This window comes from Caballeronia sp. LjRoot34, assembly GCF_964253815.1.
Taxonomy (GTDB): domain Bacteria; phylum Pseudomonadota; class Gammaproteobacteria; order Burkholderiales; family Burkholderiaceae; genus Caballeronia.
Map to the genome: position 1 here is coordinate 3,166,347 of NZ_CAXUSB020000001.1, position 21,113 is coordinate 3,187,459.

General features: G+C 64.1%; 18 protein-coding genes and 1 pseudogene. 1 reads left to right on the forward strand and 18 read right to left on the reverse strand.

From position 1 onward, the window contains the following. Positions 1-60 precede the first annotated feature (60 nt). Positions 61-2,112 (reverse strand): NAD(+) synthase, encoded by a 2,052-nt coding sequence (locus ACSQ36_RS14245; protein WP_436182351.1) that lies wholly within the window; start codon positions 2,110-2,112, stop codon positions 61-63. A 197-nt stretch (positions 2,113-2,309) separates the two neighbouring features. Beyond that, positions 2,310-3,449, reverse strand: a complete 1,140-nt coding sequence (locus ACSQ36_RS14250; RefSeq protein ID WP_436182352.1) for a GNAT family N-acetyltransferase — start codon at positions 3,447-3,449, stop codon at positions 2,310-2,312. Between the two features lie 178 nt (positions 3,450-3,627). Here ACSQ36_RS14250 and ACSQ36_RS14255 point away from each other — a divergent pair, with 178 nt between their 5' ends. After that, entirely contained in the window at positions 3,628-3,933 is a 306-nt protein-coding gene (locus ACSQ36_RS14255; protein ID WP_436182353.1) for a GIY-YIG nuclease family protein, read from the forward strand. A 643-nt stretch (positions 3,934-4,576) separates the two neighbouring features. Here the strand turns inward: ACSQ36_RS14255 and ACSQ36_RS14260 are convergent. From ACSQ36_RS14260 to ACSQ36_RS14335, 16 genes and pseudogenes are all read right to left on the reverse strand, one after another. Next, a complete protein-coding gene (locus ACSQ36_RS14260) occupies positions 4,577-4,918 on the reverse strand; it encodes a hypothetical protein (protein WP_436182354.1) in 342 nt (113 codons plus the stop codon). 29 nt (positions 4,919-4,947) lie between these two features. Further along, positions 4,948-5,110, reverse strand: a pseudogene (locus tag ACSQ36_RS14265) (DNA adenine methylase); the annotation flags it as partial. A gap of 17 nt (positions 5,111-5,127) precedes the next feature. Continuing rightward, on the reverse strand, positions 5,128-6,141 hold the full coding sequence (locus ACSQ36_RS14270) for a relaxase/mobilization nuclease domain-containing protein (RefSeq protein ID WP_436182355.1): 1,014 nt from the start codon (positions 6,139-6,141) through the stop codon (positions 5,128-5,130). Between the two features lies 1 nt (position 6,142). Then, entirely contained in the window at positions 6,143-6,685 is a 543-nt protein-coding gene (locus ACSQ36_RS14275; protein WP_436182356.1) for a plasmid stabilization protein, read from the reverse strand. Positions 6,686-6,693: 8 nt separating this feature from the next. Continuing rightward, positions 6,694-8,340: an LPD7 domain-containing protein gene (locus ACSQ36_RS14280; RefSeq protein WP_436182357.1), complete on the reverse strand. Its 1,647-nt coding sequence runs from the start codon at positions 8,338-8,340 to the stop codon at positions 6,694-6,696. A gap of 60 nt (positions 8,341-8,400) precedes the next feature. Further along, positions 8,401-10,332 (reverse strand): PriCT-2 domain-containing protein, encoded by a 1,932-nt coding sequence (locus ACSQ36_RS14285; protein WP_436182358.1) that lies wholly within the window; start codon positions 10,330-10,332, stop codon positions 8,401-8,403. Beyond that, positions 10,332-12,137 carry a type IV secretory system conjugative DNA transfer family protein gene (locus ACSQ36_RS14290; protein WP_436183178.1) on the reverse strand — a complete coding sequence of 602 codons (1,806 nt, stop codon included), beginning with the start codon at positions 12,135-12,137 and terminating at the stop codon, positions 10,332-10,334. The genes ACSQ36_RS14285 and ACSQ36_RS14290 overlap by 1 nt, the downstream gene beginning before the upstream one ends. Before the next feature lie 8 nt (positions 12,138-12,145). Beyond that, positions 12,146-12,631, reverse strand: coding sequence for a hypothetical protein (locus ACSQ36_RS14295; protein ID WP_436182359.1), 486 nt, complete (start codon positions 12,629-12,631; stop codon positions 12,146-12,148). 25 nt (positions 12,632-12,656) lie between these two features. Continuing rightward, positions 12,657-13,778 carry a P-type DNA transfer ATPase VirB11 gene (virB11, locus tag ACSQ36_RS14300; protein WP_436182360.1) on the reverse strand — a complete coding sequence of 374 codons (1,122 nt, stop codon included), beginning with the start codon at positions 13,776-13,778 and terminating at the stop codon, positions 12,657-12,659. Next, the gene (virB10, locus tag ACSQ36_RS14305) at positions 13,775-14,998 is read right to left on the reverse strand and encodes a type IV secretion system protein VirB10 (protein ID WP_436182361.1); all 1,224 of its coding nucleotides are present in this window, start codon (positions 14,996-14,998) and stop codon (positions 13,775-13,777) included. The genes virB11 and virB10 overlap by 4 nt, the downstream gene beginning before the upstream one ends. After that, positions 14,991-15,788, reverse strand: a complete 798-nt coding sequence (locus ACSQ36_RS14310; RefSeq protein ID WP_436183179.1) for a TrbG/VirB9 family P-type conjugative transfer protein — start codon at positions 15,786-15,788, stop codon at positions 14,991-14,993. Before ACSQ36_RS14310 ends, virB10 begins: the two co-directional genes overlap by 8 nt. 23 nt (positions 15,789-15,811) lie before the next feature. Beyond that, a complete protein-coding gene (locus ACSQ36_RS14315) occupies positions 15,812-16,534 on the reverse strand; it encodes a virB8 family protein (protein WP_436182362.1) in 723 nt (240 codons plus the stop codon). Beyond that, positions 16,531-16,698, reverse strand: a complete 168-nt coding sequence (locus ACSQ36_RS14320; RefSeq protein WP_436182363.1) for a hypothetical protein — start codon at positions 16,696-16,698, stop codon at positions 16,531-16,533. Before ACSQ36_RS14320 ends, ACSQ36_RS14315 begins: the two co-directional genes overlap by 4 nt. An 11-nt stretch (positions 16,699-16,709) precedes the next feature. Continuing rightward, a complete protein-coding gene (gene virB5, locus ACSQ36_RS14325) occupies positions 16,710-17,414 on the reverse strand; it encodes a P-type DNA transfer protein VirB5 (protein ID WP_436182364.1) in 705 nt (234 codons plus the stop codon). Between the two features lie 16 nt (positions 17,415-17,430). Next, positions 17,431-18,648, reverse strand: coding sequence for a type IV secretion system protein (locus ACSQ36_RS14330; protein ID WP_436182365.1), 1,218 nt, complete (start codon positions 18,646-18,648; stop codon positions 17,431-17,433). Then, positions 18,645-21,113 (reverse strand): VirB4 family type IV secretion/conjugal transfer ATPase, encoded by a 2,469-nt coding sequence (locus ACSQ36_RS14335; RefSeq protein ID WP_436182366.1) that lies wholly within the window; start codon positions 21,111-21,113, stop codon positions 18,645-18,647. The genes ACSQ36_RS14330 and ACSQ36_RS14335 overlap by 4 nt, the downstream gene beginning before the upstream one ends.

The window sequence follows — 21,113 nt, forward strand, 5'->3', positions numbered from 1 at the left end:
CCATAGCATCGGGATCACGCCGTTATCGGCGCATTTACGCGCAGATATGGTGCAAACGCCTCAATCCACCGGAATATTCTTCAAATCGTTCATCCAGACGACCGATTCCGAATCGCTCGGCGCGCGCCAGTCGCCCCGCGGCGACAACGAACCGCCTGTCCCTACTTTCGGTGCATTCGGAACGCAAGACCGCTTGAACTGGCTGGTCCGGAAAAACCGGTCGAGGAAAATGCCCAGGTTGTGCTTGATGGCCGGCAACGCGTACTCGTTTCGCGCGACATGCGCACCTTCCGGCCAGTCGCCCGCGTCGCGATCCTTCCATGCGGTGTACGCCAGGAACGCCACTTTCGTTGGCGCAAAACCAAAGCGCAACGTGTAATACAGGTTGAAATCCTGCAACTCGTACGGTCCGATGACGCTCTCCGTCTTTTGCTCTGGATTGCCGTTTGATTTACCGGGAACGAGTTCCGGGCTGATGTCGGTATTCAGGATGTTGATCAGGACGTCCGAACCCGAGTTGCCGATCTGCCCGGTTTCCGCGACCCACCGGACCAGATGCGTGATCAGCGTTTTCGGGACGCTGGCGTTGACGTTGTAGTGCGACATGTGATCGCCCACGCCGTACGTGCACCAGCCAAGCGCGAGTTCGCTCAGGTCGCCCGTGCCGACCACGATTGCGCCCTTGAAGTTCGCGAGCCGGAACAGATGATTCGTGCGCTCGCCTGCTTGCACGTTCTCAAACGTGATGTCGTATTCCTCTTTGCCCGCTGCATACGGGTGGCCAAGATCCTTCAGCATCTGCTCGCAGCTTGGCCGGATGTCGATTTCGCTCGCCGAACACCCTACGATCTCCATCAGTTGCCGCGCCTGCAGGAGCGTCCGGTCGCTTGTGGCGAATCCGGGCATGGTCACGCCGAGAATATTCGTGCGCGGCAGCTTCAGCCGGTCCATGGCCTTGGCGCAGACAAGCAGCGCATGGGTAGAATCCAGGCCGCCCGAAATGCCGATCACGACCTTCGATATGCCGCTCGCCGAGAGCCGTTGCACCAGCGCCTGCACCTGGATGTTGTAGACCTCGTTGCAGCGTTCGTCACGGCGCTTCGGATCGGATGGAACGTAGGGGAACCGCTCCACGGCGCGGTCCAGCGGCAATGCGCGGTTGATCGGCAGATCGAGATTGAAGCGCACCGTTTCGAATTTCGATACTTCGTCGGCATGTCGGCGCACCGACTGGCCGAATGTGGTCTGGCGCACGCGTTCACGCGACAGCCGCTCAAGGTCGACATCGGCGAAAACAAGATGGGAGGTGTCCAGGAAGCGCTCGGACTCGGCGAGCAGTTCGCCGTTTTCGTAGATCACCGCCTGCCCGTCCCAGGCCAGGTCGGTTGTGGACTCTCCTCTTCCCGCCGATGTATACAAATACGCCGACAGGCACCGGGCGGACTGCTGGCCGACCAGTTGATGCCGGTAACTCGACTTGCCGACCACCACGTTCGATGCCGACAGGTTCACCAGCACCGTCGCCCCGGCAAGCGCTGCGAACGACGAAGGCGGCACCGGCACCCAGACGTCCTCGCAGATTTCCACGTGAAAGCGGAACAGCGGCATGTTGGCGATTTCAAACAGCAGCGCCGAGCCGAACGGCACTTCGGTACCCAGCAACGTGACGCGATCCGTCGACGCGTTCTCGGCCGCGCTGAACTGGCGCGCTTCGTAGAACTCGCCGTAGTTCGGCAGATAACTCTTCGGCACGACGCCCTGGACTTGGCCGCCCGCGACCACGACGGCGCAGTTGAAGAGCGTATGGTCGACGCGCAGCGGCATGCCCACGATCATTGCAATGGAGAGGCTCTTCGATGCCGCCACGACGGACGCGAGCGCCTCTTCGCAGGCATCGAGCAAGGCCCGCTGGTGGAACAGGTCGTCACAGGTGTAAGCCGGTAGCCCAAGCTCCGGGAACGCGACCAGCACCGCTCCGTTCGCCGCCGCCTGCTTCGCCAGGTCGATGGTTTCGGCGGCGTTGAACGCAGGATCCGCAACCCGGCAACGGGGCACGCCTACCGCCACGCGAGCGAAATCATGGCTATAGAGATTGAAGAATCGGTTTTTCATCTTGAGCTTGTCCATACGATGCCCCGCATTCGGGGATCCTGTTCCGGCGCATAACGGGTTAAGGGCGGGTTAAGAGTTACCGCTGTGAAAGCGAAAGCATTTCGACATGATGATAAGTCGAGTTGCAGTTTCCGGACATCTTATTGGATCAAGCGTTAGCCATCAGGTCAGGTTTCGAGCACGTCGGACGCTCGGCCTTATGCCTTCTTCCTGAAGGGCGTATGGGCTTCCAGCTCCTGGATATGCTGGTCCATCGCCGCCGTTTCTTCATCGAGGAATTCACTGATCGCGTGGGCAAATCGCGGGTCCGCGACCCAATGCGCGGACCACGTGGGAGTGGGCAACATGCCGCGCGACATCTTGTGCACGCCCTGTGCGCCGCCTTCGAAACGGGCAAGGCGGTTCTCGATGCAATATTGGATTCCCTGCATGTAGCAGGTTTCGAAGTGCAGTCCAGAGACGAATTCTTTCGTGCCCCAGTAGCGGCCGAACATCACGTCGCCGCCGATCATGTTCAGCGCGCACGCGAGCCGCTGGCCGTCCGCTTCGGCGATCACGAGCAAGATGCTCTCGGGCGCGGCCGCGTGGATCTGGTCGAAGAATTCGCGCGACAGATACGGTGGATTCCAGTGCTCGCGATAGGTATTTTCATAACACGCGTAGAAGAAATCGAGCGCTTCCTGGTCAATTTCCGCGCCGCGCAGCCACGTGTAGGTGACGCCGGCATCGACTACGCGCCGGCGATCCTGCTTCACCTTCTTGCGCTTGTCGTGGCTCATGGTGGCGAGAAACGCGTCGAAGCTGTCGTAGCCGCCGGGTACATTCTCCCAGTGGAATTGCACGCCTTCGCGCAGCATGTAGCCGGCTTCGGTCAGTGCTTCGAGATCCTGCTCTTGTGGGAACAGCACGTGCAGGGAAGACAGTTCCAACTGCTTGGTCAACTCGATCGCGCCGCGCGCGAGCATTACGCGCTCCTCGTGCGTGGCGGCGATCAGGCGCGGCCCGGTCACCGGCGAAAACGGCACCGCCGATAATCCCTTCGGATAGTACTTAAGGCCATTTCGCTCGAAGGCGTCGGCCCAGGCGTGATCGAAGACATACTCCCCTCGCGAATGTTTCTTGAGGTAGAGCGGCATGGCGCCAGTCAGCTTGCCGTCACGCTTGAGCAGCAGGAAATGCGGGCGCCAGCCGGTGCGCGCAACCGCGCAGCCCGTGTCCTGCAACGCCGACAGGAATTCATGCCGGACGAAGGGATTGTCGCCGGCGAGGCGGTTCCATTCGTCCGGGGTGACGGAATCGAGCGAATCGACCACATGTATTTCGACCTTGCGGTTCAACAGGCTTACCTCGCTTCGGGCGTGTTCTGGCGTGTTCGGGCCAACTGCTGGGCGCTTGATGCAGCGCGGAACAGTTATTCTCGCCGAAGTCGCGGGTTTTTGTTCGGGAGGGGTTCGAGGCGGGAGCTTGAGCGATAATGCGCGGCATTGCGGTTTTCGCCTTTTCCCACGATTTCTCATGCCCTGGTTCCTGTACCTCATCGAATGCGCCGACGGCAGTCTCTATACCGGGATTGCTACGGATGTTGATGCGCGGTTCGCGAAGCATGCGAGCGGCGATGGCGCAAGATATACCCGATCGCGTAAGCCCGTGGCCGTGCGCGCTTCGTTTGAGCTGAGTGGCCGGGCGGAAGCGTCGCGTGCCGAGTACTGGGTGAAGCGATTACCAGTAGCGCGGAAATGGAAGTTGGTACGGGGAGATCTGGAATTGGCAGCAGTAATGCCGGCCGTGGAAGTGGAAACCGACTCCAGCACTCACGCCTAAACGCGATAAGCGATAAGCGATACACCCCGGGCGCTCACCACGTTGCGATTAATAAGCGGCAGCATTCAGACCGCTGACTCACGATCAACACAATCAGCTGCTGCGCCAACGATCGAAACCCGCTGGCGCAGAACCGTCTTTCTGCTTTTAAAGTGGGGCCGTCGTCAAAATGCCACCGCCGACTGCCAAAGCAGAACTTCCCAGAACTTTCCCACTGGCGCCGCGCGCAAATGAGGTGAGTCCGGACTCTGAACTGGCCATGCCAAGTTTTGCCCGGTTCAGTCCACCGTCCTTTGTGTCGTAGACCTCACCGAACATCTCGAGTGCGAATCCCTAAGCCGGGGTGATGAAAAGAAGATCCGTGATACGCGTGGTATCCGGAATCGTCAATGCACTCCATGTCACACCGCCGTCGATGCTCTTTAGTACAGGGCCGGAAGTTCTGTTGCAGATCGGAGCCGACGCGTATCCGGTTTACGCATCGACGAAAAACGGACTGGCGCCAAAATGCCACTCTGGATCCGGTATCTGAGCGGACGTCCACGTTGTTCACCGTCGGTCGTCCTCGCAATCTGCATTTTCGAAACGAGGTCGGTGCCCAAAATCTATCCATTGCGCATCAATTGCATGCGTCGGGCGTGCATCAGAGTATCCGCTTGGAAACTGCACGTTTACCGCCGTCGATCGTATTCGCCACAATCCCAGCGGCACGAACAATCCATCCGTTTTGACCAACAAATTGAACTGCTCGGATGCATCGCCCTTCGAGGGGTACACTCAAACGGACGTTTTCCCAAGAAACGCCTGCATCGGAGGAGTGCATAACGCCAGCATAGGTAAAATCAAGTCGCGATCCGCCTTCGACTGGAAGCAATTTCTGCTGTGGACAACCGACGACCCAGACGTTCTTGTTGTTCTTGTTGTCAGCGACTGCGATGTCGCCAAAGCCTGCACCGCCCTTGACGTCATCGGCCTTCAGCAGCATCCGTGTTGCCCACCGTTATCAGTCGACTTCACGTCGTTCAGGACTTCGACCTCCGCTGGTGGCCGCATAAGGAAGAGCACCGCGGCACCCGCGAAGACCTCAACGTAGCAGCTGTGCGCAGGAAAATCACGGAATCAGGATGTCGGCGAGACGTCGCTTGCCACCAAGCCATGGAACAATCGGTATCGCCATGGTCATCACCTCGCGTATCAGCGGTACACTTGCGGACCACCCGTGTTTGGCTGACTGTCACGATCCGGCAGGGGCCGGTCTGACCGCTCGCGTCGAGCCGGCGCCATGGGCGCCACCAACGGCCCATCCTGCTGCACCGGCATATTGCGTACGAAGTCGACAATCTCCACGGCCAAGCGCCGGTCATCGGGCTCCCGTGACGCGGCCATCGCCAGCGCCATCTCGCGCCACGCCGCGAACACGCCGTAATGTGCTTGCCAGCCCGCGCGCCGCTGCGTGTCCGTAGCCACCACGCGCCAGTACCGCGGCGTTTCTCCGCGGTCCAGCATGTGCACGACGGCCTGCTTCGGATAACGGCGCGCCGCCCCGCGCGTGCGCCGTGAGGTTGCATTCGCCTCGACACCGTGCGCCTGGAGCTGCTGCGCAAACCGCTCCCGCCAGCGCTGCAGATCGCGCTTTCCCGGATTGAGCCGTCGCCCATCCAGGCCCCTCACCTGCACGCACAGATGCACATGCGGATGCGCCTCGTCGTCGTGCGCGGCGAAGACGTAGTCGCGACCATCGCCGAATTCGAGCACCGCAAAATCGCGCGCCGCATCACGTACCGCCCGACGGTCCGTACCTGGGGGCATCGACAGCAGGATGTTGAACACCTCGCGACGCGTGCTGCTCTCCGGTACGCCCCAGCCGCCGAACTGCCACGCATCGGCCAGATCGTGCAGAGCGGCGACGCCCGCAATGGTCTGCCCGTCCTGGTCCTCGAGTTCGACCTTGCCGTTACGGGAGATGTAGCGCAGATGCCGGCGCACCGCACCCATGCCCTGCGCACCGGCTGCCCGGTTGGTGATTTTCACCATCACCTCGGGCGTATGTTTGAGCGTGCGCGCCAGCTGCTCACGCACGCGTGCCGCCTGGCTCCCGATCTGGACACGCGAGAGCCGCGGCGCCCCGACGTGCCGCAACGGATCGGGGAACAGCCGGTCGCCCCAGTTCAGGAGCATCGTGTCGATGTAGATCTTCGGAAAAGGCATGCTAGCGACTCCAGCGATCAATGTTCGCGCGAAGCAGATCCGACACCGCGCGCAGATGGGTATCAATCTGCGCCTTCAGCTCCACGAGCAGGCGACCGTTACCCGCAACGGCAGCCGTCCCATCCCGGTCGACTTCGCGAATCACCGGCCCCAGTGAGCGGCTGATCCTCGCGAGCGCGCGGTTCGAGGCGGCGAGTAGCGCCATCTCCTGCTCGCCAAACTGGGGGACATGCGTCAACTTCGCGCGGATCAGCGCAACGACCCAGCGATTCGCGGTGAACCCGCATCTCGTTGCCTGCCGCCTGACCGCGTGCAATTCGGATGCGGTCAGACCGATCTCGAGGCGTACGCGACGCTCGCCAACGGGGGGCGAGCGCATGACGTCGGCGCAGCCGGCCCGACACTCCGGCTCATCTGCGGCAACTGCATCGAGGATCAGTTGCCGCACACCTTCGGCTGGCGTGACATCATGCAGGGCGCACCAGTCATCCCAGCGCGGCTTTACCTCGCCGAGTTCAATGGACAGACGTGCACGGGCGTTCACGGCTGCTCCTACAGCGACAGCTGGTCAGGCCCGGACGGCGTACGCTCGACCTCGCGCTCGACCTCGCGCTTGGCCGACCGCCCAGGCGCCGGTCGCGGTGCGCGCAAACGCGTGGACGGTGCCTTCGGATCAAACACCCTCGGTGTGGGTACACGTACGCCCTCGGCGCGAAGCGTGTCGTAGAGCTTCCCGGCGTACGGTTCCACCCGCCCGATTGACCGGTCACTGAACCCCTGTGCACGCATGGCCGCGACGATGACCGCCATCTGCATTGCCCGCTGACCGTCGGCAGCATCCCCGGAACGGCCCGGATGCGGCGTTCGAGAAACCGCAGGGCTACCGCCTCGCGCATCGGCCGGCGATTCACGCCCAGAATCACGGCCAGAATCACGCGCCGACTGACGCCCCGACTCGGGCCCGGACTCGCGCCCTGACACCCCGCGCGAGGAAAGTGACGCCGCACGCACCTGTCCCTCGACGTCGACCTGCCAGGCATTGCGGTACACCTCCTTTTCCTCGTACCCGATAATCTGTCCGGTTGCCGCAACCACGGGAACGTCGATGCTCACCCGGCGTTTCTCAAAGTTCTGCAGCGTAACGCGTTCACCGGGCGTCGCCCCCGACTCGGCGATGGCCCGCTCCAGGTCCACGCCCCATACGGCGTGGTCCGCCCCTGCCCCGTCCCGATAGACCACATAGTACGAATCGCTGCGCGCCGGATTGTGCGGGTAAGGTGCGCTGCCATACTCGAGCAGCTCGCCCGTATAGCGATGGACATCGGGCTCGTCCTGGCCGCTCGTTTTGCGCTCCATCTCGCGGCCTGTCTCATGGCCCGGATCACGCCGCGTTTCGTTTCCGGTTGTGCGACGGGCCGCCGGGGTGGCCGTAGCTTCGCGCGCGCCGCCAGGCGCCGCCTGGGCCGGGGCACCGGTCTGAATATGAGACCTGGCTGTACGCGAAGCCGGTGCGGCATCCACTGCTGACGCGACGGACACCGGATCGGCAGCAGGAGCCGGTGGACGCGTGCCTTTCGTACGCGGGAGAATCTCCCCGGCATACGCGACACGGCTGTTCATGGGTTCGCGCCGACTCTCGCCAAGCCGTGCGAGATCGGCCGCCTTCGGCTGGTAACCATTCACCTGAAGACCGAGCAGCGTCGTCTGCAGCCAGACTTCGCGCCGGAACGCCTCGTGGCCAGACACGAGGATCCGCGCCCACGATTTCGCCATGACCATGTCCACCATCGACTCGACCACGTCGGGCGGGTTGTGCTGGCTCACCAGGTACGGTCCGAGATCCTCGAATGCCATCTGATACGGTGCATCCTTCAGAAAATACTGGTTGCCCGCTCGCAGATAACGCTTGCGCACGCGCTCCGGTGCCTGTCCAAGCGGTGCCGAGGCCCGGTCTGCGGCTTGGGTCCGGGAATCTCCGGGTTGCGCCTGCCCAGGATCGTTACGCATCGCCTGCTCACGCAGACGCGCCCGCACCGCATCGAATTTGCGGCGCCGGCGCGCATCCATTGCCTCTGCCGCCGCACGGTCCAGGCTTTCAGCAGTTCCAGCCGCGCCGCCCTCTTCCGGCAACGGTGCCCGCTCGATCACGTTGATCACCGGGTCCTGCGCGGCGCCCTCAGCCAAAGTCGTTTCGCTCATGATCTACCCTCGTATAGTCCGTTCCCGCTTGCCCGGGCCCTGCCCGATTGAAGACACGCCCTACCGGTCGGGATTTCCACCAGGCTCGCGTCCCGCACGCTCACGGGCTTGCGCGAGCGCTACGGCACGCGCCTCACGAAACCGTGTCCACGACACCGACTGCAACTGCTCGAGCGTCGGGTCGAGGTCCGTGCCGAAACCTGCCTCGCGCGCCGATTTCTTCAGCGACGCCACCACGCGTTCAAGCTGCTCGCGCGCACGGTCCCACGGATAGACCTTCGGCCGGTCACCCTCGTAGCCAATCTGCACCTCGGCGCCATTCATCCGCTGGTTCTGGTCCATCCACTTCAGCCGGTCCGAGACGAATTCCATGTGGTCCTTGCGGTGGAACACCACGCTTCGCGTCGCCACCTCCTGGATCACGTAGTGTTCGGTGTTCAACACCTCGCCGCGATAAGGGCCACCGTTCTCACGCGGCGTCGCCATCCGGATCTGCGCGCCGAACCGGTGCTGCGCCAGCGCCCGGATTTCGCCAGGCACATCATCCAGGCCGTACAATGCCTGCCCAATCTCGCGGCGCGGTGCCGCGCGGGATTGCGCCTGAGCCGGGTGGCCCGCGTCCCGTGCGTCCCGTGCGTCCTGTGCGAACGCAAGCCCGCTGTCCGTGTCCGCGCCTGCGCGAGCGGCATCCCGCTGCGGCACACCGGACGATCCCGCTTCCAGCGGCGCGTCCTGCACCGGCACATACTGTGTCTGCTGCCTTCGGCCCGTCCTGCGCCGCTTCGTGCCTGCGGCTTCATCCGTCATTGCGTCAGTCAGTTCCTCTTTCACGCGTCCCATGTCTGCGTCCTCCATCCATTCAACCGCTGTACTGCGAGCCGCCCACCCTGCATCGGCACCGGGTGCTGCACCGGTCACCGCAGGGGGGTCCCTATTGATCCTGCCTGCGGCGTCCCGTAAAAGATCACCGACGACATCCAGACCAGATAACACCGCCATGTCGTTGAAATCAGTCGGCGGCATGCCGCCGATTCGCGCATCCGGCGTGAACGACGGCAATTCGAGAGACGCCTGCGCGGCCTGCGCGGCCTGGCGTGCAAAGCGCTCTGCCTTGCCAGGTTCTCCAAGGACGATGAGCGAGGCACGCGGGTATCGCTCACGCAGGCCTGAAGCAACCCGGGGCAGGTTGCTGGCGGACAGCGCCGCCACCGCAACCCAGCCGGTCGCCCGATGTGCTGACAGTGCCGTCGCCATGCCCTCCGCGATCAGGATCGGCATGCTGCCCGCGTCCGCCGTCAAAGGTCCGCTCATCCAATAGCCGCCCTTTTTTGCACCACCGGCCAGCGACGATTTACGTCCCATATCGTCGATCAGCTCGAGCGTCGTCATAGCGTCGCCAACCCGCGCCGGCACGATCAGCACACGGCCCGCGAGCGGCTCTTCCGCACTCAGCGGCATGTAGCCAAGCAGCGCCTTCAGTTCGAGTGCCTCGAGTTCGCGCAACGTTGCAACCGGTTCGAGCTGCTTGCGCACGAGGTACGGATGCTCGGGGCCAACGGGCCGCGCCCATTCCCAGATCGACACGGCCGTCTGCGCCACAGCTGCGTGGCGCGCACGCACACGTGCCGCCTCACGTGCCGCCTCCCGGGCGCGACGTGCGAATTCCTCGCGGTCCGGACCCGGTGAGGCCGCCGTGATCGTGCCCGGCACGCGCGAGGCCTTGACATCAAAGCCGTGCTGCTGAGCGAGCCAGAAGAGGGAAGCCAGCGTCTTGCCACCCGACGCGCGTGCCGAGCGCCATGTCGTGCGCGCCGCACGCTCGTTGTAGTTTTGCGCGCTGCGACTCCATTCATCCCATATTTCAAAGCCCGCATCACCCAGCCCCTGCCTGACGGCGAACGCCATGTCCACCCAAGTGGCATAGTCGTCGGCCGGGATCGCCGCGAGCGCGGCACGAACACGGTTCGTTTCATCGATATAGGGCGCGTTCATCAATGGTCTCCCCTGATCGGCGCAACGTTCGACTCACACATCGACTCACGCCCGGACTCACGCCTGCGCCCCGCCTTGCGATCCGGTCGCGAAGCCGGGCCGGCCTCTTCCTTTGCCCCGCTCGCGTTGCCGCCCGTGCGCCGTTTGCGGATAGCCGGAGCCGGAGGCAATTCCGCCACGTCCAGTTCGGACAGCGAAAGCGTGTGCCTCGCCGCCACAATGCGATTGCGTGGCACACCCAGCAGCATGAAATGCCGCTCGACATAGGCACTCACGTCGTCCTCGCTGAGCTCGGCCAGATGCGCTGGCAGCTCGCGTGGATCCCAGGCCTGCAGCACCTCCAGATGTTCGACCGGCACATTGATGAGTCCCGCTCCGGCAGCATCGACCTCTGACGGATCAAGATCGCGCAGGCGCCGTTCGGTCTGCGCGGCAAAGCGCGCGAGATCCATCACCGCGACCCTCGGTGGCGCCGCAAGACGTGAGGTGAAGGCAGGATCACGCCAGTAGCAGATCTTGTCGGCGAGGATGGGCTTGGTGTTCTCGAGCAGAATGATCTCCTTGTCGCGCCCGAGCTCCTTGAGTTCCTGCGGCAAAAGCAGCGGCCGGCGCTGCTCCGAGATGCTCTCGCTCGAGCCGCCCCGGCCACCGAAGATCGCATTCGAGCGGCTCACGCTGCGGGACTTGTCGGTGAAGGTGCCGAGCATCTCCGAATATTCGTTTGCATCCTTCTGCTCGCGTGGCGCATAGAGGATCTGCATCGCGTGGTTCGTCACGAACGTGCGCGCATCGGCTCGCCCGTACACGGACTCGAGCTGCGAGACCGACTGCACGATCGACAGCATGCGCAGGTTGAACCCCGCCATGTACGCGACGGCCCGCGCGATGATCTGGATCTTCCCGATCGCGGTGAACTCGTCCATCAGCAGCAGGCACTGGAATTTCAGCGCCGGGTTGGCTTCCGGCAACTCCTTCGTATTGAGATTGACCAGTTGCGAAAACACAAGGTTGACCAGCAGCGCCGCCTCGATCAGGTGATCGGGCGTGATGCCGATATAGATCGTCATGCGACGCTTTCTCACGTCGCGCAGATCGAAGTCGTTGGCACTCGTCGCCGCATCGACGATGGGATTGGCCCAGATCGTGAGCGGCGCGTTGAAGGTCGCGAGGATGCTCGCAAGCACCTTGTCGTCGTTCGCGAGAAAGCGGTTCAGCGCATCGACACAGGGACCGGTGAGCAGGCTGCGGTGCTGCAGCAGCGCCCTCTGCAGGTACGCCTTCACCGGCATGCCGTTGCCCGAGGACTGTCGCAGCACCTCACCCATCGTGACCGGATAGTCCGGCACATCCACGTCGCCTGCGCGCCGCGCGTCCCGCCACTCACACAGCAGCAGTACAACCCCGAGAAAGAGATTGCGCGCCTGGTCCTTCCAGAAATCATCGTGACCGCCGACCGGATACAGGGCGTAGCCGATGGCGAGGATGTCTCCAACACGAAAAAGCCCGTCCGAGATCGCCGACAGCGGGTTATACCGATGTGTGCGGCCGTCCTCTGCGAAAGGATTGAACAGATAGACCGCCTGACCGTGTGCACGGCGGAACCCGGCGGTGACGCTGTAGTTCTCCTGCTTGATGTCGAGCACCACTACCGAGTCAGGGTAACTGAGCAGGTTCGGGATCACGATGCCCACACCCTTGCCCGAGCGCGCCGGCGCCGCGAGCAGCACAAACTGCTGTCCGGTAAAGCGCAGGTAACGTCCTCGCCACACACCGACAACGAGCGCGGGACCGGCATGGCGAATCATGGGCGTGTTCACAGCAACCCCGCCGCGCGGATTTCCGCTTCGCTCGCAAAGCGCGCACTGCCATACAGATGCCGTCGGCCGGAGGGAACCCACCAGGCGCATACCGCAGCACCCGGCGCGCCATACGCCAGCAGCATTCCGAACAGTGCAGAACCGGCGATCCGCCGGCCTTCCTTCGGCAGGCCTCCCGCGTACCAGGCACGCGCTGCATCGAACCACCCCCACATCCCCGCACGCAACGGATTGACCCGCAGGCTCGCGTACAGGAAAAACGAGGCGAACCACATGGCGGCCGCGAGACCAGCGGCGAATGCAACCAACACCACCAGCGTGATCGCGCCGCGGCGGGCGTGATGCCAGAGTTCATGCCGACCTGCTGACAGACCTTCAGACTGACCGGCCGCCATCATCGCCGTTGTGGCCGACGCGGCGCCGCCCTGCGCGCCAGGCTGCACGACGGACTGTCCAGCGGGATTCGGAATTGACACTTTCATCGGGATTCCTCCTTCCAGGTGCCGGTTACCCGAGCGCGGTCCGGTATTTGCGCACCGGATCGAACCAGATTTCGGTCATCGCCCAGCGCTTTGCGCTCTGCGTGCCTGTCCCGTCGAACACCGGCTGCGCCTCCATGTGCGCCACCACATCGATCGTGAGAAACAGCAGGCGCTTGAGCGCGGCATCGTCGTAGGCGGCTGCTTCGGGATGTTCCTTCGCCATCAGCGCAAACCGCTCGATGGCAACTGCAGCACTGGAGGCGTGGTAGCTCGTGATCGAACCGGAATGCCCGGTCGTCAGCAGCTTGAGGAAGTCGTACGCCTCCGCCCCGCGCAACTCGGCCAGCAGCACGCGGTCGGGACGCATGCGCATCGTGCTGGCGATCAGGTCCGCAGGCGTCACGCGCGCCTGGCCGTGGCCGCCCTTGCTGTAGACGAGATGCACGCAATTCTCGATGTGACGGATGAACAGTTCCCGGACATCCTCGATGGTCAGGATGCGTTCGCCCGCGGGAATGTGCTGGCACAGCGTCTTCATGAAGCTGGTCTTGCCCGAGCCCGTACTGCCGACGATCACGATGTTCAGACGACCGGTCACCGCGCGCTCGAAGAAGGCCGCAAAGTCACGCTCGTCGAGCCGATGTACGAGTTGCCGGTCCGATGGCCGCAGCAATCCAAGGGCGTCGTCATCGAGCCCTGCGGGACGAAGCCACGATGTGTCGTCAAAGAGCCCCTCGGCCCGGTAACTGCCGAGCGTCTTCTCTTTGGACGAGGGCCGGCGGATCGTGACCGACACGGTGCGCGGCGGCACCACTGGCGGCACCACGATCTGGATGCGTGCGTCGCCCGGCAGGAGCGCCGAGAGCACCGGATGCTCGGCCGACACCGCCTGGCTGGTCAGCGTCGCAATGGCCACCGCGAACGACATCAGCCGCTCGAAGTCGAGATCGGGATAGTCGTGGGCACGCCAGCCGAGATGCGTTTCGGTCAACACGCGCCGAGGCCGGTTGATCACCAGCTCGGTCACATCCGGGTCATCGAGCAACGGCGCAAACGGGCGCATCAGCTCCCGCACCGACGCATCGTCGGGCAGGCGTGCGAGCAACGCTTCGTCAAGCCGGTCTGGTGTGGAGACGTCGGTGTTCATCGGAGCGCCTCCGGCTGCAACGCATAGACCGTGCTGAAATCCAGATCCCGTGCGACGATAATCGTGAACTCCGCGCCCTGGTTCTGCGTGAGCGTCGGGGGGATGTTGATCGTGCTGTCGAGTATGCGCGTGGCCATGTCGTTGCCCTGCTGCTGCGTGTTCTCGAAGACGACGGATCCATTACTGTTCCCGCCACGCGTCGCGAGGTAACCGATCGCATCCTGGGTCATGCCGAGCAGCATCGCCGCGCCAATCCGCTCGCCCCAGTGGTTGTTCACGTAACCACCCACACCCATGCGTCCCAGCGCGTCGGCAGCCGGCGAGTCAATCTCGACCGTCACGCCATGGGGTGTCCTGATTCTGGCTGAGAGGACGAATACACGCGTCTGCCCCGGCGCCAAATTGGAGCGGTATTCGCTGTTGATCTGCGAGCCACGCTCGATGAGCAACACGCGCCCGTTATCCGAATACACGTTCCGGGTGACCGTGCAGGTGGAGAGGCCGGCTTCCGTCGAATCAAAGGCGGTGTCCCCCACACAGTCGATCTTCGCGCCCTGGGCCAGAATCAGGCTGCGATTGCCGAGGAGGCCCGCGGTGACCCGGGGTGTCAACGTGGGCGTCAGTGCCAGGCCAAGCGGACTGCCGGCCTGCCCACGCTCGGCATTGGGTGCAGTCACGATGCCCGATGCGGACGCCGGCGCAGGCGTGCCGGCGCTGCCCTGTGTGCTGGAACTGCCGGAGCCCTGCGTCGCCAGCAACGGCGCGTCGTAATAGCTGCGCACGGTCGGGGCGCGCGCGGAATTCGCCGGGGAAGGCGTGAGCACCGCCGCGGAAGCGGGTGTGCCCTGAGCTGCAGGTGCGCTCGCGGGGTGCGCAGCGGAGGCCGACATGCCGGCGGCCGACGCCGGCATGTCGCCGAAGATCCTTCCCTGCGCCGGCTGGTCAAGGGCGGCGTCGCGTCGGGCCTGGGCGGCCGCATCGTGCCGTGCCAGAAAGCCATGAACGCTCCAGACCGCCCCGGCCACCACGACCGCCACGATGACGAGCGGCGTCACCCACCACGCGCGCGGACGACCACCGCCGTGTTGTCCCAGTTCCGGCATGCCGCGCTCGGGCGGCGTGCGGTCCGGACCTTCGGCAATGACCGGATTATCAGGATTGCGGCTGCGCTCAGCGGGACCGTCCGGTTCGATCACGTTGCGCGGGATATCGTCACTCATGGCCGTCACTCCGCAGCACGCGCTGCACGCCAGTCACCGTCGTTCCATCCTGCGGTGGGACGCCGTCCATGTCGTACGCGTCGTTCCAGATGCCCACCGCCTCATCGGCGAGCCGCAGCACGAAGCGCTGTGCAACCTCATGGACGACGATGACGTCGCCCTCCATGTGCCGGTCGACCACGCTCTCGCTGCCGTCCTCCGCGACCCGGAAGATCGCGGGAATGCGGCGGTTGTTGGGGATGCGCAGGTACGTGAACCGCCCGTCGTCCCATGCGGCAGTCGGCGCTATGTCATCCGAGTGCGGCATGACCTGCATCGAGTAGCGGGCATTGCGCACAGCCGGTGGCTGCGCAAGGCGCTGCTCCACGAGTGCCCGATCTGCATCGGTGCGGGCTTTTTCCTGCACCTCATCCGGATAGCTGAAGGTGACGCGGTACACCTCCTCGTCATTGGCGAACTTCGCCTTCAGGGGCAGCACCACGAGATCGAAGCTGTAGCTTCGCCGGTCGGTACGGATTTCGAGGTTCGTGTCATGTGCGGCAAGCTGGGGCTTAAGCCACACGTCGTGATCGCCCCGGGTCGCCACGACCTGCCAGCCGTCGCGGTCTCCCGGGGCGACAACCAGAATCTGTTCGTGCGGATCGAGCGCAATATGGGTGGCAAAGCCGCGCTGTGCGTCGATGCGCACCACCTCATCCGGGCGGTATAGCACCTGGCGCACACGCGAATCGCGTGACCAGCCCGGCACGTCGTAGGCGTGTGCAAGCTGGGTGGCGAGCGACGCGAACATCGCCGCAATCAGGAAGCGTGGATTCATCGGGCACCTCCCGCTGCAGGTGACGAGGCCGGTGGTGTGGGTGGTGTGGGCGGTGTGTATTCGGGATCGCGGCTGTAGGCCGTCACCGTGAAGCCGAACGGGTTTTCGACCGCGGTGCTCTCCCGCATGAACACCGGTGGCCGGTAGGTGTAGGCGAGCGTCACCACGAACCGCTGGGGCGGTTCGGCGTTGTCTTCACCATGCTTGCGCGTGGTGCGCTCGATATGCACCACCGCCCGACCCGGCTCATCGGGTGGCAGTGTGGTCGACAGAATCCGGATGCGGCGCTCGGTGCCGGCACCGAGTTGCCGGTCAAGTGCATCGGGGCCGCTGTAAATCTGGCGGTAATCCCGTGCCACCGTATCCGCGCTCATGTCGAGCACCCGGTCGTAGTCCATCTGCAGCAGGCCCCAGTCATAGCGCTCACGCGAACGCACATAGACATCGACCCAGTGCTTGTCCTGGATCTCGCCGGTATGCACGTGCTTCGCATCGAGCACATCGATCACCTGCGACTCGCCCGTCAGACGGTCGACCTCGATGGGTAGCGGCACCACCCGGTAGAACGGCACCATCACCGCGAGCGCCACGGCGCTCAGTGCGGCCACGCCCACTGCCGCGTAGGCCACGTGCCAAGCCCGCCGCTCGGAACGCGCCTGCATATCCGTGAGCGAAGCCTCGATGTCCAGCACGCGCCGGTAGTCATGACTGGGTTTCATGAACTGGCCCCGTCCGTTGGTGTCACCGGTGGCACCGGCGGTACCCGATTCACCGGCACGCGATGCGAGCCGTCGGGCAACACCGGTTTGGGCGGATTGCCGCTACACGATTCGATAAGCATTACTAAACAGAACGCCAATATGGTCACCATTGGATTCTTCATGCTGCGCTCCTTCAGTTGCCGAACGTGGCCGGGACCATCTGGTCCTGCAACCGTGCCGTGTTGCCAGCCCGGCTCATCACGAGCTCACCCTGCTGCTCGGCGATCAGCCGGTCCTCGGTATCCGACAGCATCCTGAAGAGCTGCAGCTTCGTCATCTCGTTACCCACCGCGGTGCTCTCCGACTGGATGCGTGCCTGCAGCTCGGCAACGCCTTTGGGATCCTGCGTGATATCGATCTGCTGCATCAGGCTCTGGATCTGGTTCAGCTCCTGAAGCTCGGTCTGGTACGCCTGCATGCCGAATGCCTTGTCCTGGAAGGGCTTGTTCAGTGCCCGCTGACAGACCTGCTGGTCGATCCCGCTCTGGTCCTCGCAGTTGTAGATCTCGCCTGCCGAGCGCAACGCCTGCGCGCTGCCCGTCAAACCCGCATACCCGCCGTTCTGGATCGCCGTATAGACACCCGTCCAGTTCGACGGCAGGGAATTCGCCAGCACCGGATTGCCGAGCAGCGCGCCGAATCCGCGGGACCCGTTCATCGACTGGTAGAGCTGGATCTCCTGCTGGACTTCCTGTTCGAGCTGGGCGACCGTCGAAATCGCCTGCGCGACGTTCTGCGCGTCGAAAACCGGAATGCCCTGCGCATGAACCGGCCCCACGAAGGCAGCAGCGAGGACCGCCGCTGCGGCAACGCGCACCAGTGCGTATGGTTTGCTCATGATGTTTGCCCTCGCTTCAGTCACCCTGGCCACCCAGGTGTTCTCGGGCCGCACGTTGATACGCCGGCACTTCACCGCTGCCGCCCGGGGCACCACCGGTGCCCGCCCCGGGACCACCACCAGAACCACCACCAGAACCACCGCTGGAACCACCGCCGGAACCGCCGCGGTTGTAGATCGCTCCGCCCGGGCCCCGCGCGCCGTGCCCCCACTTCACCGCAGATGCGAGGCCCCTGATCACCTGACGCGAGGCAAGACCGGCGACAAATGCCCCGAAACCCGACAGCGTTGCGCCGCCTGCGAGGCCCGAAGCGACCGCCGGCAGTTGCCAGCCCACCATGGCGAGGAACGCGCCGGTCACGAAAAGCCCCAGTGCCGAGGCAAGCGTGGCCACGCCGGTCAGGCGCTGCTGTGCGCTCGCAACCAGGCTGGCAGCGTTCGCCCCAGGCGCGGACGTGGTCACGTGAAAGGTGGCGAGATCGCTCGAAAAGGCGGTCAGCGCCATGCCCAGGAAGGCGGCGACCAGTACCTGCAGCAGCGCATAGTTGGCGACCTTCGCCGTCCATGCCTCGAAAAAGCGTGCGCTCGGAGCGAACGCGCCGCAGGCGATGAACGCCGGCCCGAGCCCAAGAACGAGATCGAGCAGCATCCTCGCCATGACGACTTCGAATGCGAGGACCATCAGGAAGATGGAACCACCGAGCGCCGCCACAAGCCCGCACAGGAAGTCGCCCACGCCCGCGACGATGCCGCTCACACTGAAGCCTTCGTGCGTCGCCTGGTCAAAGTACGCGTCCATCACCAGATCGATCTGCTGGTCGTAGCAGTCGAGGGTCTGGTAGATGCCGGCCGCACTCGCGCCCGTCACGCTGCTGCCGCTGACCGAGCCGCATCCGGGGTTGCCGGCTCCGGTATTCGCGGCCGCGCTCTGGATCGTCTGCGCGAGTCCCGCCGTGACACCATTGACCGTGGTGACCACCTGCGCCTGGTAGATGCCCGTGCCGAGCGCGAACGCGAGGATGATCGCCAGTTTCAGGCCACGCCAGGCAAACGCGGGCACCGACTCATGGGCTTCACCCCGCACCACCGCGAGACCGTACGCGAGAACCCAGACCGTGACCGCCGTGGTGACCGCCGGCACGAGCGCACTGGAAAGCGCCGACGAAACATTCGTCACATACGTGCCCATGCCGTTTTCCAGCGTGCCCCCGACTGCGGTAAAGAGGCCGCTCATTTCACACCTCCTGCCAGCCGCGACATACTCAATGACATCGTCGCGCTCGCAGCCCGGCGCTTCGCCAGTTGCTCGTGAAAGACGGGCAGCCAGTCGTCCGGGTCGTCACCGACCTGCGCGCGTATCGTGTCAAGCAGCTCGACGTTGTCCGTCGTCCCCGACAGCACATCGAGCACGTCGCCCAGACCGGCAAGATCCAGCCTGCCAATCGCCGAGTGGTGACCCTGCTTGAAAAGGAAGAGCCGGCTGTTTTCGCCGAGATTGCGCACGATGTTGAACTCGGCCTCGGTGAGCTTGAAACCGCGCACATAATCGTCATAGTCGGCGCGCGGGTTCGGCAGGAAAAAGAACGTCGCGGTTTGCTCGACGAGCGCGCGCGCAATGTCGCTGCGAAGCACGTCCGCCGGCGACTGCGTATCGAAAATGCCCAGTCCGTTCTGCTTGCGGATCGTCTTCTGCTTGTTGTTGGCGAAGTCCGTGAAGACCGGATCGCCAAGCCGCTTCCAGAACTCCGTCATCACATACACGAAGCGCCGCCCGTCGATGAGGCTCTCCGTCAGGTGCAGCAGGTACATCGTGAGGGGCGTGGATACCTCGGGATCATCGAGCAGTTCGGTGTCGTCGAACCCGAAGAGACGCGCCTGGGTAAAGTCGAGTCGGTCCGAAGGATTGTCGAGCAGCCACCCGAGCCGTCCGCCCGCACACCATTTCGCGAGTCGCGCATGCAGGCTGTTCTCCCCGACATTGGGCAACAGTTGACGCACCACCGACAGGCGCCGCAGCGGCTTCGCCATGCGGGCCACCTCCCGCACAGCCCGCGAAATCTCCATCTCGTCTTTCGCCGGCAGCATCGACCCGTTATCGACCAGCTTGCGTACGAGCCGCTCCCAGAAGTCGATCACGGTTTCATCCGGTTCGAGCTGAAAGGGATTGAGCCCTGTTGGCTCCCCGCGGCGAAACACGGTATAGATGCCGCCCATCGCGCGGACCGCAATCTCGGCGCCGCGATCCTTGTCGTAGAGCACCGCAGTAATGCCGAATTTCATCGCCATCGCGAGCAGCTTGAGCTCCAGCACGGTCTTGCCGGTACCCGCCTGGCCGATGATCTCGACGTTGGCGAGCGCCTTCTCATCGAGCGAATCCTTCTTGTCCGGCGTGGCGTGGAAATTAAGGTAAAGCGGCTGGCCGCTGGGCGTCTTGACGATCGTGATCGCCTCGCCCCACGGATTGCCGTCGCGCTTGCCCGTGGCAAAGTTGTGCAGGCTCGCCAGTCCGCAGAAGTTGCGCGAGGTCAGCTTCGCCTCGCGCGGGCGATAGCGCCAGTTACCCGGCAGTTGCGCGAACCACGCGGCGTCCGCCACGAGATCGACCAGCGCGGCCTGAAAACCCGCATCGGCCAGTTGCGTGCGGGCCTTCGCCACGTGCTTGGCCACCTCATGAGGCGTCTCGCCCAGCACCGCGAGCGAATAGTGATATTCGCCCAGCACGAAATCGCCATTGATCAGGTCGTCGAGCGCCTGGTCCATCGCGGCCACCTGCGACACCGCTACATCTTCGCCGGCCATGAGCTGGTTGCGCTGCCGCTCGAGTGCCTCTTTGGCTGCCGGCCGGTCAAGGATGGTGAAGCTCTGGCTCTCGATGTACTCGAAGTCCCCATACAGCATCCCGTTGAGCATGCCGGGCTCGGTTTGCTGCGGATAATCCTTCAGGTCCAGCAACGCGGCGTAGCGCGTCGCCGACGGCATGCGGATTTCGACTTTCTCGGTACGGAAGAACAGGCGCGAGGTCGGCAACGCCTCGCGGATCACGCCAGAAGGCACCGGCACGGGCTCCCACACGGCATTGACCAGATAGCCGAGGAACTCCAGCGCTGAGGAAAAGCGGCGCGCTCCCCGGGTGTGCTGCATCTGCTTCGCATAGACCCCGAGCGCCACCGGGTCGTATGGCTTCAGGCCCGATTCGATCTGTGCGGCGATTTGCGCCATCACCTTGAGGGCCTCGTGCTGGTCGCGCCGGATATCGTCCAGCGTGCGCCGGGCGGCCTGGCTGAACAGGCGCCCGAGTCGTGTCCGGTTCGGCCGGTAGACGACGCTCAGGTACAGCTCGTTGGCCATCATCCGGTAACCGGCAAAGCTCGCGTAATAGCGTGTCGCCAGTTCCTGGCAGAACCGGTTGGCATACGGCGTCGCGAAGTGATCCGTGACGCGCCGGCGCAGCCGGTGCACCCACAGGCCCACGTGGCCGCCCGCCAGCCCGCGCGCGAGCTGGTTGAATCCCTCATGGCGCGCGAGGATGTCGGCAGGGTCGGCCGCCTCGAACGCGATGCCGGCGATCTTCCAGACACGCAGGTAGTCCCCCTCACGCGTGCGGATGACCTGATCGGTCACATGCGTCGAATAGGGAATGAAGTCGGCGAGCACCACTTCCCGGTTCGCCACTGCCACGAGCTTCGGATCGGCGTGCAT